Origin of the sequence: Streptomyces sp. NBC_01775 (assembly GCF_035917675.1) — a bacterium.
In the GTDB taxonomy this organism is placed as follows: Bacteria; Actinomycetota; Actinomycetes; order Streptomycetales; family Streptomycetaceae; genus Streptomyces.
Genome location: NZ_CP109104.1, coordinates 6,459,929 through 6,472,315, shown reverse-complemented (window position 1 = coordinate 6,472,315; position 12,387 = coordinate 6,459,929). Strand labels below are relative to the sequence as shown.

11 protein-coding genes are annotated in these 12,387 nt (G+C 70.2%); 3 read left to right on the top strand and 8 right to left on the bottom strand.

What is annotated here, in order from left to right:
- Positions 1 to 40: 40 nt before the first annotated feature.
- On the bottom strand, positions 41 to 964 hold the full coding sequence (locus OHB04_RS28785; RefSeq protein WP_326808611.1) for an alpha/beta fold hydrolase: 924 nt from the start codon (positions 962 to 964) through the stop codon (positions 41 to 43).
- A gap of 485 nt (positions 965 to 1,449) precedes the next feature.
- On the opposite strand from OHB04_RS28785, the gene OHB04_RS28780 reads away from it, so the two are divergent.
- The gene (locus OHB04_RS28780) at positions 1,450 to 2,136 is read left to right on the top strand and encodes a DUF3159 domain-containing protein (protein WP_326692954.1); all 687 of its coding nucleotides are present in this window, start codon (positions 1,450 to 1,452) and stop codon (positions 2,134 to 2,136) included.
- Positions 2,137 to 2,293: 157 nt separating this feature from the next.
- On the opposite strand, the gene OHB04_RS28775 is transcribed toward OHB04_RS28780, so the two are convergent.
- Together OHB04_RS28775 and OHB04_RS28770 are read right to left on the bottom strand one after the other, a co-directional pair.
- Positions 2,294 to 2,722: a pyridoxamine 5'-phosphate oxidase family protein gene (locus OHB04_RS28775; RefSeq protein WP_326690550.1), complete on the bottom strand. Its 429-nt coding sequence runs from the start codon at positions 2,720 to 2,722 to the stop codon at positions 2,294 to 2,296.
- Positions 2,723 to 2,763: 41 nt separating this feature from the next.
- Positions 2,764 to 3,600 (bottom strand): NAD(P)H-binding protein, encoded by an 837-nt coding sequence (locus tag OHB04_RS28770; protein WP_326808610.1) that lies wholly within the window; start codon positions 3,598 to 3,600, stop codon positions 2,764 to 2,766.
- Between the two features lie 82 nt (positions 3,601 to 3,682).
- On the opposite strand from OHB04_RS28770, the gene OHB04_RS28765 reads away from it, so the two are divergent.
- Positions 3,683 to 4,618, top strand: coding sequence for an AraC family transcriptional regulator (locus OHB04_RS28765; RefSeq protein WP_326690548.1), 936 nt, complete (start codon positions 3,683 to 3,685; stop codon positions 4,616 to 4,618).
- On the opposite strand, the gene OHB04_RS28760 is transcribed toward OHB04_RS28765, so the two are convergent.
- Positions 4,615 to 5,550 carry a LysR substrate-binding domain-containing protein gene (locus OHB04_RS28760; RefSeq protein WP_326690547.1) on the bottom strand — a complete coding sequence of 312 codons (936 nt, stop codon included), beginning with the start codon at positions 5,548 to 5,550 and terminating at the stop codon, positions 4,615 to 4,617. The genes OHB04_RS28765 and OHB04_RS28760 overlap by 4 nt on opposite strands.
- Positions 5,551 to 5,633: 83 nt before the next feature.
- Here OHB04_RS28760 and OHB04_RS28755 point away from each other — a divergent pair, with 83 nt between their 5' ends.
- Positions 5,634 to 6,956, top strand: a complete 1,323-nt coding sequence (locus OHB04_RS28755) for an aspartate aminotransferase family protein (RefSeq protein WP_326690546.1) — start codon at positions 5,634 to 5,636, stop codon at positions 6,954 to 6,956.
- Between the two features lie 131 nt (positions 6,957 to 7,087).
- Here the strand turns inward: OHB04_RS28755 and OHB04_RS28750 are convergent, their stop codons facing one another.
- From OHB04_RS28750 to OHB04_RS28735, 4 genes are all read right to left on the bottom strand, one after another.
- Positions 7,088 to 8,572, bottom strand: coding sequence for a class I adenylate-forming enzyme family protein (locus OHB04_RS28750; RefSeq protein WP_326808609.1), 1,485 nt, complete (start codon positions 8,570 to 8,572; stop codon positions 7,088 to 7,090).
- Positions 8,573 to 9,023: 451 nt separating this feature from the next.
- Positions 9,024 to 9,998 carry an SRPBCC family protein gene (locus OHB04_RS28745; RefSeq protein ID WP_326690544.1) on the bottom strand — a complete coding sequence of 325 codons (975 nt, stop codon included), beginning with the start codon at positions 9,996 to 9,998 and terminating at the stop codon, positions 9,024 to 9,026.
- A complete protein-coding gene (locus OHB04_RS28740) occupies positions 9,991 to 10,641 on the bottom strand; it encodes a hypothetical protein (protein WP_326808608.1) in 651 nt (216 codons plus the stop codon). The genes OHB04_RS28745 and OHB04_RS28740 overlap by 8 nt, the downstream gene beginning before the upstream one ends.
- Before the next feature lie 342 nt (positions 10,642 to 10,983).
- Positions 10,984 to 12,258 (bottom strand): glycoside hydrolase family 18 protein, encoded by a 1,275-nt coding sequence (locus OHB04_RS28735; RefSeq protein ID WP_326690542.1) that lies wholly within the window; start codon positions 12,256 to 12,258, stop codon positions 10,984 to 10,986.
- Positions 12,259 to 12,387 lie beyond the last annotated feature (129 nt).

Genomic DNA, 12,387 nt, shown 5'->3' with positions numbered 1-12,387 from the left:
ACCGTCCCCAGCCCCCGCAGGACGATCCTCGGTCCAGGGCCTACGCGTGGTCCGCGGCCCGTGAGGCGACGCGCCGAATCGCCTTGACGGCGACATCGGGCTGGTCGAGGTAGATGTAGTGCTCGCTCTTCTTGGCGGTGCTCAGGTGGCTGCGGCTGGATACCGCGAGCCACTTGTGCTGGCCCCTGGTCCACGCCCGCTCCAGGCCCGGCCCGTACTCGGGAACGGCCGCGAGGTACTGCTTCCCGTGCTTGATCACCTCCACGGGGATGTTCCCGGCGGAGCGGACCTTCCCGTCGGGGACCACGAGCTTCTCCGGGCTCTTCCCGTTGAGGACCGCCAGGGTCTGGTCACGCAACTCGGCCGCCGGGCCGGTGGCGGACTCGGGGATCCCCTTGGTGAGGTCGGCGCGCTGTGTCGGTGAGGTGGCGTCCATCAGGACCAGCCCCTTGACCCTGTCTTGATGGTCGGGGGCGTACCTGGCGGCGATCAGCCCGCCCAGTGAATGCCCGGCCAGGACGACCGGCCGGTCCCCGGCGACCCGGTCGAGCACCCCGGTCAAAACCTTCCCGCCGCTCTTGAGGGTCTGCGGCCCCTCGGGCTGGTCGCTGGCGCCCGCACCGAGCCGGTCGTAGGAACAGACCCGGTTCTTCTTGCCCAGGGTCTTCTGGACGCCGGCCAGCTTCTTCAGCGAATCGCCTCCCCCGTGCATGAGGACGATGACCGGCTTGCCCTCCGCCCAACGGCCCGAGCAGGACACGTTCACCGACCGGCCGTCGACCTTGATCTTCTTGGCTCTGGTGAGCAAGCCCTCATCGTCCGCCCGCGCCGCGGCACCGGAAATGCTCTCGCTCGCGGACGGATCCGAATCCGCCTTTGAGGACTCCGCGCAGCCGGCAAGCCCCACACCGGCCACGGTGCAGCACAGCGCGATCAGAGCAGATTTCCTGCTATTGCGTTTCATAATGCACTCCTGCTCAGAGAATTGACGCGGAGAAGGACGACGCGATCAAGCGCGAGATACCGGCAGCGGCCATGAAGCCGAACAGCGCCACCGCGCCCGTCGCCGATCAGCGCTCCCCGGCCGACCGGCGACCGCCGCGACGGCCACGGGCTGCCACGCCGGCCTCACGAAGACCGCTCCTTCGCCGGATCCGCGACCCAAGCGCCGCGGCTGCGCCGAACGCTACGGAGCCGGCGGCCCGGAATCGTCACCGCACGGTGGACACCTGCGCGTAGCTCGCGCGGGGGACAGAACCCACCGGAGGGCAGCACACATCTCGCCCGCCGGACGGCTCACGGGGCCAGTCGCCGAGCCAGACACTTCGGGTGTGGCCCAGGTCACACACCGAGGGGTAGCCAGACTCGTCACTTAATGCCAAGATGTCATTAAGTGACGTTGCCACGTCGCAACTCGTCCCCCAGATGAACCCGGAAGAGCTGATCATCGTGAAGACCACAAGTTCCCAGGAGACGGCGACCGACACGCAGGCGCAGCAGGTGCCAGGCCGCCGGAAGCAGGCGTCGGCCCTCGACCAGATGGGAGGCTCCAGGGGACTGATGTACTCGACGCTGCCCGTCGTGGCCTTCGTCGTCGCCAACAACGTCCGCGGGCTCAAGGTGGCCATCATCACCGCCGCCGCCCTCGCGGTGGGCATCGCCGTAGAGCGGCTCTGGCGCAAGGAATCGCTCCAGCCGGCGCTCGGCGGCCTGTTCGGTGTCGCGGTCGCCGCCGGCATCTCCTGGTACACCGGTTCGGCCAAGGACTACTTCCTCATCGGCATCTGGGCGAGCCTGGGCGGCGCCGTCCTCTTCCTCGTCTCCGTGCTGGCGCGGTGGCCCCTGGCCGGTGTGATCTGGAACTCGGCCACCGGCAAGGGCACCGTCTGGCGCGCGGACAAGCGCTCCCGCTTCTACTACGACGTCGCCACCCTGGTGCTGGCCGGCATCTTCGGCACCCGGTTCGTCGTCCAGCAGTGGCTCTACGACTCGGACCAGGTCGGCTCGCTGGGCTTCGCCAAGATCGCCATGGGCTTCCCGCTCCTGGGCCTGGGTCTCCTGGTCGTCGCCTGGGCCTCCCGGTGCTCGAACAAGCGGCTGAAGGCTGTCGGCCTGCTGCCCGCCGGACGCTCCTGACCGCGCCTCTCCCTCCCGCCCACCGTCCGCGTGCCGGACGGGCCGCCCCCGGCCCGTCCGGCACGCGCGCGCAAGCGCCGCACCACGCTGTCATCGGTTTCCGCAGGCCAGGGATCGGACCGCGCTCACCCAGCGGCACATGCCGCTCGGCCATCGGTCAGTGCGCGTAGCGGTGCACGGTCTCCGGGTGGATGACGACGCGGAACTGGTCGGCGGCCAGCATCATGGCGAGATCCTCGGCCCGGGCCTGGTCGTCGAGGTCCCAGTAGCGAGCGGCGAGGCGGGAACACAGGTCGTGCGCTCCGTCGGCCTGCACCGTGGTGCGGCCGGCGACGGACACCCAGCGCTCGCGCTCACCCACCGGGGCTGCGACAACGATCGAGGCCCGGGGGTCGCGGCGCAGGCGCCGCACCTTCAGCGAGTCCGGCTCCGTGAAGAACTGGATCGTCCCCTCCACGGTGGCCTCGAACCACACTGGCCGGGGCTGTGGCGGCTGCGCTCCCCCGGCCACGGACAACAACCCGTGCAGGGGGCGTCCGAGGAACTCCAGGTCCTCGGCGGTCAGCAGGCTGGTGACGGTGCTCATCGCGGCCCTCTCAGAAGATGTTGACGGTGACGGTGGAGCGGTCATGGCCGCCAGGCTCCCGCTGCCGCGGCCCGCACGACGTAGTCCTCGAAGGTTCGGGGCGCACGCCCCAGCACGGTGGCGATACCGTCCGTCGTTTCGGCGATCCCCCCGCGCTCCATCAGCACGAACATTTCGGCGACGTGGTGGGCGTCGTCCTCGCCCCAGCCCTCCTCGACCAGCGCCGCGGTGTACTCGGCGGGGGAAACCCGCTTGTAGACGATGGGCAGCCCGGACGCCCGGGAGATCAGCTCGACGGCCTCGGCGAAGGTCAGCGCGCGCGGCCCGGTCAGCTCGTAGATCCGCCCGGCGTGCCGGCCGGGCTCGGCCAGCACCGCGGTCGCGGCGTCGGCGACGTCCTCCAGGTCGATGAACGGCTCGGGGACCGCACCGGCCGGGAGCGCCAACTCTCCGCCGACCAGCGGGGCGCGGAAGAGGTCCTCGTCGAAGTTCTGGTTGAAGTTCGAGGGCCGCAGAACGGTCCACTCCAGCGCCGAGCCGCGCACGGCGTCCTCGGCCGAGCGCATGTCCAGCCCGAAGGTGGAGTCGCCCCAGGTGTCGGCGCCGTGCCCGGAGAGCAGGACCAGGCGCCGCACCCCGGCGGCCTCGGCCCGCGCGACGAACTCGTGCACCGGTCCGGGCACGGGCGGGGGTACCACGTAGGCGGCGGTGATGCCGTGCAGGGCCGCATCCCAGCCGTCGGGGTCGGACCAGTCGAAGCGGGTCCGGCTGGATCGGGAGGCGGCGCGCACCTGCGTGCCGCGCAGCCGCAACCGGGCGGCGACCCGTCGGCCGGTCTTGCCGGTGGCGCCGAGGACGAGGGTGGTGTCGTTGCTCATGGCAGCGATTCAACGGCAGCCGCTCGGACGAATCCATGGGTGAAAAGCCGGATCACCTGTGTCATCGTCTAACGTCGGTGGGGTGGACGCGTTCGGTGACCTCTTCCGCGGGATGCGGGCCCAGGGCTCGTTGTTCGGCAGCTCGACCCTGTCCCCGCCCTGGGCGCTGCACTTCGTGGACGGCGCGCCGCTGACGTTGTGCACCGTCCTCGGCGGGGCGGGCTGGATCGTGCCGGAGCACCTCCCGCCCGAACAGCTCCGCGCCGGCGAGACGGTCATCGTGCGGGGCCCCGCGCCGTTCACCTTCGTCGACGAGGTCGGCACCCGGGCCGAACCGATCGCGTGCGGCGAGCACTGCGCGACGCCCGAGCAGGGCGGGACCCGGCACCGGCGCGGCTGGAACGACAGCTGCGGCGACCCCGGTGACGGCGCGACGACGCTGATCGTCGGCGCCTACCCGGTGCGCGGCGAGATCAGCCGCAGGCTGCTGGAAGCGCTGCCCGTCGTGCTGCGCGTGGCTTCCGGCGACGGGGTCGACCCCGTGCTGGACCACCTGGCCGCCGAGGCCGCCGCCGACACCCCGGGCCAGCAGGTGGTCCTTGACCGGCTGCTGGACTGGCTGCTGGTCTGCGCGGTGCGCGAGTACTTCGACCGGCCCGGCGGCGAGCCGCCGGCCTGGTACGCCGCCCAGCGGGACCCAGTGGCCGGCGACGCGCTGCGCCTGCTGCACGCCGAACCGGCGGCGCCCTGGACGGTCTCCTCGCTGGCCGACCGGACCGGGGTGTCGCGCTCCACGCTGGCCAAGCGGTTCGCCGACCTGGTCGGCGAACCGCCGCTGACCTACCTCACCCGCTGGCGCATGACGCTCGCGGCGGACCTGCTGGCCGAGCGCGAGGCGACGACCGTCGCCGAGATCGCCCGCGCCGTGGGCTACTCCGACGCGTTCGCGTTCAGTGCGGCGTTCAAACGGATCCGGGGCGTCAGTCCGAGCGAGTTCCGGCGCACCGGTACGGCCTAGGACGCGGGTCCCGTCGTGGGCTCGGCGGGTGCGGAGAGGGCCGGGATGTCCTGGTGGTCGCGCAGCGCCGAGACGACCGCGGTCACCGCGGCGCGCTGCGTGGTGCCGCGTCGGACCGCGATGGCGATGTTGCGGTGTACCGGTGGGCTGAGCTCGCGGGTGGCGACCGCATGATCCGGTGTGATCGCCAGTGAGGGCAGCAGGGCCACGGAGCGGCACGTCTCGACGTGCATCAGGAGCATCAGGTAGTTGCTGAAGCGGCATACCACCCGGGGCTCGAAGCCCGACTCCCGGCACAGCCGCAGGGTCAGATCGGCCATGTAGGACTGCGCGCGGTCACACGCCCAGGTCTCCTCCGCGCAGGTCGCCAAGTTCACCGTCGTCCGCGAGGTGAGCGGGTGGTCGCGCGGCAGAACCAACACCACGGGGTCGATTCCCAGGGGCGTGACATCAAGGTCCTCTCCCCACGAGAGGCCCCTGTAGTCGGTGGTCGTCACGATGACGTCCGCCTCTCCGGCGCGCAGGGCCGGTCCGCTCTCGTGCGGCTCCAGTTCGACCAGTTCGAGTTGCAGGTGCGGATGGGTCGCGGCCAGGCGGGTCGCTGCCGGAACCGCGAGGGTGTAGATCGCGCTCTGGAAGACGCCCAGCCGGACGGTACCGATGGGCTCGTCGTTGAGGGCCTGCAACTCGGCCTCGGCCTCGGTCATCTGGTCCAGGATGTCCCGGCCCCGCCGGGCCAGCAGAAGACCGGCCGGCGTCAGCCGTACCTGTCGGCCGACACGCTCCAGCAGCTGACACCGGGTCTCCTTCTCCAGCACCGCGAGCTGCTGGGACACCGTCGACGCGCTCAGGTGCAGCGTCTCGGCCACCGCGCGGACGGTACCCAGGATCTCAAGCAGGCTGAGCAGTCGGAGTCGTCCAGAGTTCAACACCGGCCTATCGTACGGTTTTGCCGCACAGGCTGGTCGAAACTGTGCGATGGACACACGCGACAAGCGTTCCTAACGTCGGTCGCATGTCCACCCACACACACCATGACGACGCCGAGCGCCACCTCATTCGCTACAGCGGCCGTGCGCCCTTCTCGCCGGAGATCATCGCCCGTGCCGCAGGCACTTCGGTGTTCACCGAGAGCGGCCGTGAGCTGCTCGACTTCACCTCGGGCCAGATGAGCGCGATCCTCGGGCACTCCCACCCGAAGATCGTCGAAACCGTCCGCAAGCAGGTCGCCCTCCTGGACCACCTCCACAGCGGCATGCTCAGCCGCCCGGTCGTCGAGCTCACCCACCGGCTTGCCGCGACGCTGCCGGACCCGCTGGAGAAGGTGCTGCTGCTGACCACGGGGGCGGAGGCGAACGAGGCGGCGGTGCGGATGGCGAAGCTCGTGACCGGCCGCCACGAGATCGTCTCGTTCGCCCGGTCCTGGCACGGGATGACGCAGGCCGCCGCCAACGCGACCTACAGCGCCGGGCGCAAGGGCTACGGACCCGCCGCACCCGGCAACTTCGCGCTGCCGGTGCCCGACCGCTTCCACCCCGACATCGTCGACGCCGACGGCGCCCTGGACTGGCGACGCCAGCTCGATCTGGGCTTCGACCTGATCGACGCGCAGTCGGTCGGCAGCCTCGCCGCATGCCTGGTCGAGCCGATCCTCAGCTCCGGCGGCGTCATCGAGCTCCCGCCGGGCTACCTCGCCGCCCTCGCGCACAAGTGCCGGGAGCGGGGCATGCTGCTGATTCTCGACGAGGCCCAGACCGGGCTGTGCCGGACCGGCGACTGGTACGCCTTCGAACACGACGGCGTCGTCCCGGACATCCTCACGCTCTCCAAGACACTCGGCGCCGGGCTGCCGCTGGCCGCCGTGGTCACCAGCCCCGAAATCGAGCAGCAGGCACACGATCGCGGGTTCCTGTTCTTCACCACCCACGTCAGCGACCCGCTGCCGGCCGCCGTCGGCAACGCCGTCCTCGACGTACTGGCCGAGGACGGGCTCGACGAGCGAGCCCGGCAACTCGGCAGCGCGCTGCTCGGCAGTCTCGACAAGCTGGCCGCCCGCCACGACATCGTCGGAGACATCCGCGGGCGCGGACTGCTGCTGGGCATGGAACTGGTCGGCGACCACGTTCCGGGCGACGGAGGGGCCGACCGCCTGGGCGCCGCGGTGACCCAGCGCTGCTTCGACCTCGGACTGCACATGAACATCGTCCAACTGCCCGGGATGGGCGGCACCTTCCGTATCGCACCCCCACTGACGGCGAGCGACGAGGAGATCGCCCGCGCGGTCGCCATCCTCGACCAGGCGCTCGCCGACGCGGCTCGAAACGCGAGCCCTCGGTAGCCGAGGGCCCAGGGCTGCCCGCGGCGGCGGAGCAGGGCGGCCCAGCCGGCCAGGGTGGCTGGGCCGCCCACCGCGGTGCATGTGCCGCATGGCCGGGCTTCCCCGTCCCGTCCTGCGGACACAGCCTGCCCTCAGACGAACTGATGGCCGTCCGCGCGGAGTTGCCTGCGCAGGATCTTGCCGTTCCCGTTCCGGGGCAACGCGTCCAGCCATACGACGTCGTTCGGGACCTTGTACCAGGACAGGTGGGACCGGGCGAGGTCGACCAGCTCGGCGGCCAGGGCATCGGTGTCCGCACTCTCACCGGACCCGGCCGCGGGGGCACCCACCACATAGGCGCGCAGGCTCGTGTCCCCCGCCGGACGGCGCACCGCGCTGACCGCCGCCTCCAGCACGCGCGGGTGGCTCTCGAGGAGCTGCTCGATCTCGCCCGGCACCACGTTCTGCCCGCCGATCACCTCGACGTCGTCGAGCCGCCCGTGCACGTGCACGACCCCGTCCTCGTCAATCGACGCCAAATCTCCGGTCGGCCACCAGACATCGGTCAGCTGACGGGGACCGAGGCTGCCCCGGGCGACGCCGCGAGTGGCGAAGGGCACGCGTATGCGCAACTCACCCCGCCCGCCCACGGGCAGCGTGTCCCCGTCAGCGTCGAGGACGCGCACCGACCTGCCGTCGAACGGCGGCCCGACCGCCGAGGGCGAGCCGTACGCGGCCGGCCGGCCGATGGCGATGCCGCCGATCTCGGTCGCGCCATAGCCGTTGACCAGCCGCTCCCCGAGGATCGGCACCAACTTCTCGCGCATCCGTGCGGAGAGCACCTCCCCCGCGCACGTCACCTGCCGAAGTCGTCCGAGAACCTCTTCGTGACCGGGCTCAAGCAGCAGCCGCGCCAGGAAGCTCGGCTGCGCGAACAAGGTCGTGACCTGGTGGCGGCGCATCAGCTCGACCGCCGCGGCCGGGGTCGCACGCGGACGGGAGAGCACGGCGGTCTGCCCGGTTTCCAGCGTGGTGAACAGCTGGGCGCTCAGCCCGCCCAGGAAATACATCCGCGACACCGACAGCCCGACAGTCCCTGGCCCGGTGGTCTTCGGGCCCCGCACGTCAGCGAAGTTGCGATGGAGGAAAAAGCACAGCTTCGGCGGGCCCGTGGTGCCGGATGTGAAGACGGCGAGCGCCGGCGCATCCCCGCCGTCGGAGAACCGGGTCTCCGGCTCCCCCGCGAGCAGCGGTTCGACTCCGGTGGCCGGGGCCGGCCCCGCGGTGTCGAGCCATCCGGCGGTGTCCGGGTCGACCACGACCAGGGCCGGCTCGGCCGTGGCAACGTCCCGCGTCAGGTCCTCCCGGCTCATCTGCACGTTGACCGGCACCGCGACGAATCCGGCCTGCCAGGCCCCGAGTAAGCACCAGACCATCTCGATGCCGTCGGGCAGTGCCAGCAGGACCCGGTCCCCACGGTGCAGACCCGCGGACCGGTACCCGCTCGCGACCCGCGCCGCACCGTCGAAGACTTGCTCGAACGTCCAGGCGTCGTCGTCTGCCAGGAAGGCGGTTCGGTTGCTCCACCCCTGGTCATGGACGTACTCAGCCAGACGCTGTGTCAGGTTCTCGGACATACCTACAGACGGCTCCTTTACAGCCAGCTTCCGCGTGGTGCCGCTCACGGCCGCGGCGTCGCCGTCGGCGTCCGGGACCCCGACAGCGAACCTCTCTCTTTTGTGATGCTCGACAATTGTGATTGAGCAGGGAGCCGCCAGGCGGCGCAGGCCGCCTATCTGGGCGAAGCAGTCGCCCGACGGGAGCATCCGCATGTCGCGGCTGCCATGGCCGAGCACACCGAAGCGGACCCCGCACAGGACCCACAGGCCCTGTTCGAGCGGGCGATGCGTCAGGTACTCACCGGACTCATCGCGTCCGGCTCTTCCTGACAAGCGCCTCAGCTGCGGCGTCGGTCCGTACCCGTCGGCGCCGAGGACAGCGGCCGGCCCAGTCGGAGCTCACCCGTTCCGCCGCGCCTCGGGCAGGGCGAAGGCCGCTGCCATTCCAGGGCGCCGTCGGCCCGCCGCCCTACCGCCGGTCTTCCTCGTCCTCTTCGCCCTCTTCGGTGCCGTCCTCCTCGTCCCCCTCCTCGCCGCTCTCCTCCTCGTCGCCGTCGAAGTCTTCCTCCTCGCCGACGCCCTCCTCCTCGCCGTCCTGGCCCTCCCGCTCCTCTTCCTCCTGCTGCACGACCTCGTCGTGGCTGCGGACGATCTCGCCGTCGCGGATCTCGCCGCGCCAGCCTTCGGCCTCCTCGGACTGGAGCGTGACGTAGCGCTGGAAGTGCTTGAGGTCCAGGCGCAGCCGCCTGCCCTGGGCGCGCCAGATGTTGCCGGTCTTCTCGACGAACCCCGACGGGTAGTACTCGACGACGACCGCGACCCGTGTGAGGTTCTCGTCGAGCCAGTGGAAGCTGACCGCGCCGTTCGTGGTGCCTTTCGAGCCCTCCGACGACCACACGATCCGCTCGTCAGGGATCTGTTCCGAGACGGTGGCCTCCCAGCTGCGCGTCGAGGGCCAGACGCGCACCTTCCACGTGGACTTGGTCTCGTCCTCCTCGTCCACCGACACGCTGCTGACGCCGTTCATGAAGCTGCCGAAGTCCTCGAACTGCGTGAAGTGGTTGTAGACGACGCTCAGCGGGCGGCCGATGTCGACGTGCTCGATGATGTTGATGGCCTTGAGGTCACCCGGCTTGCTGCCGCCCTCGGCGCCGACGGCCTCCTTGGCCGCGCCGACGGCCTTGTCCTTGGCACCCTTCGCCTTCTCCTTGACGAACGCCTTGGCCGGGTTCTCCCCCTGGGCCACGCGGGAAGCCGTACCGGCGAGGCCGCCCCCGTCCTCGCCGCCCGGCAGCAGCTTGGACGGGTCGGCGAGGTTCGTGAGCTTGTCGGTGACCTTTCCGACGGCGCGCTGGCCCGCGGCGCTCAGATACTTCAGGATTTCCTCGCGCAACTGGTCCAGGGGCGAGCTGCCGTCGTCCGTGCTCTTGCGCTGCTCAGCCATGGCGCGTGCCTCCCCGACCCGAGCTGCCGGCGGTCTTCTTGCCCGTGGACGACGTGCCGCTCCGGCTGGAGGAGCGCGTATTGCTGGAGGACCGCGTGCTGGTGGAGGACCGCTTACCGCTGGAGGGCCGTGCGCTGCTGGAGGCTGTCTTCCCGCCGGATGAGCTCCGGCCGGCCGGCTTCTGCCGGGAGCCGCCGCCGCTTGTCTCAGCGGGCTTCTCGCCTGAGTGCTTCTGCCCGCTCTCCGCCTCCCCTCCGCTCTCCGCCTCCCCTCCGGTCTCGTCCTCCTCTCCTGTCCCGTCCTCCTCCGGCTCGTCCTGCGCCTGTCCCGAGGCGCCGAGGCGGCCCGTACGGTCGCGAAGCGATCCGGTCAGGGATTCGATACCGCGATTGCTGACCGAGCTGACGGCCGTGCGCAGCGCGGTGCTCAGCTCGTCCTTGACCTGGTCGGCCAAATGCTCGAATTGCGGGGTCTCGGTGAGCTTCTGGATGCCCTTGTTGACCAGTTCCTGCGGGTCCAGGCCCAGGCGGCGTCCCGCCAGCACCGAGCCGAGGGTCAGGGCCAGCTTCGCCTTCTTCGTGCGGCCCAGAAAGTAGCCGCCGGCGACAGCGACGAGAACCGCTGTCCTGCAACTGTCAGTCATGAGGAATTCCCTGGGGTCGTACAGCCTCGGTCGGGACGTTGAGCGTGCTGTCGGGTGGCATCGCGCGATGTGCCATCAGGTCGCGCCGCCGGGCGCGCGGTATCCTCCGGTCCGCCCTGCCGCGAGGGCCGTCTCAAGGCGGCGGCGGTCCTCGTCGCCGCCTTCGTACCCCGTTCCCGATGCTCAGACATGACGTCATTCTGTGCACGGAAGATCACGCACGGCACGGGGAGCTGATCCGTCCGGGTGCCGGCGGGGGCGGACACGGGTGAGGCCCCGCGGCATGGTGCCGCGGGGCCTCACGCGCGGTGTGCCGCGCCGAGCTTCGGTCCTACCGATGTGTTACCGGATGGACTTGATCAGCTCTCCGTTCTCGGTGTCACCGCTCAGCTCCCAGAGGAAGGCGCCGCCCAGCTTGTTCTGAGCGGCCCAGTCGCCCTTGGCGCCGATCGTCTCCGGGGTGTCGTAGCTCCACCACTCGTTGCCGCAGTGCGCGTAGGCGGTGCCGCCGACCTTGCCGGTGACCGGGCATCGGGTCTTGAGCACCTTGTAGTCCTCGATGCCCTGCTCGTACTTGCCGGGTGCCGGACCCGTCGCCTTGCCGCCGGGCTCCGACTGCGTCACCCCGGTCCAGCCCCGGCCGTAGAAGCCGAGCCCGTACAGCAGCTTTTCGGCGGGGACGCCTCTCAGGATGTAGCTGGCGATGGTCGACTTCATGTCGAAGAGCTTCTTGGGAGTGCCGTCGTACGTGCTCATCGGCGAGTGCGGCGCCGTGGGTCCCTGGGCGTCGAAGGCGCCGAAGTAGTCGTACGTCATCGGCAGGAACCAGTCGACGTACTGCGAGGCCGTCTTGTAGTCGGTGGCCTCCATCTTCCCGCCCTTGGTGCCGTCGGCGGTGACCGCCGCGGTGACCAGCTTGTCCTTGAACTTGCCGCGCAGCGACTTCAGCAGATTCGCGAAGGCGTCCTTGCCGCTCGTGTCACAGGTCAGACCACAGGCGTTCGGGTACTCCCAGTCGATGTCGATGCCGTCGAAGAGCCCCTTCCAGCGCGGGTCGTTGAGCAGGTTGGCGCAGGACTCGGCGAACGCGTCCGGGTTCTTGGCGGCCTCACCGAAGCCCTGGGACCAGGACCAACCGCCGAAGGACCACAGCACCTTCAGGTTGGGGTGCTTCTTCTTGAGCTTCAGCAGCTGGTTGAAGTTGCCACGCAGCGGCTGGTCCCAGGTGTCGGCCTTGCCGTCCACGCTCTGGTCTTCCTTGTACGCCTTCTCGTAGTCGGCGTAGCTGTCGCCGACGGCGCACTTGCCGTCCTTGACGTTGCCGAAGGCGTAGTTGATGTGGGTGAGCTTGTCAGCCGAACCAGAGGTCTCGATGTTCTTGACGTGGTAATTGCGCTGATAGACACCCCAGTTGGTGAAGTATCCAACCTTCTTCTGGCCTGCCGACGCGTTCGTCGCCGCTGCCGGTGCCTGGCGCTCCCCGGCCGATCCGTTGACCGAGAGCAGGGTCGCGGCCAGGGCTGCCGCGCACAGGGCGCCCAGAATGGCGATGACCCCGCGGCGGGGCAGGCGGAGTCGTCTGGAGGGGGAAAAGTCGTCTGTGTCCGATCGGAACATGGTCACCTCGCGTGTGGGATGCGGGGGGTCGTGTTGCTGGTCGTGCATTCCGGGGGAGGAATGGGACTGGACCAATTGGTCAATGGTCAGGTCCAGACCCGTGCTTGGAACGCACTTCAATACGTCCGC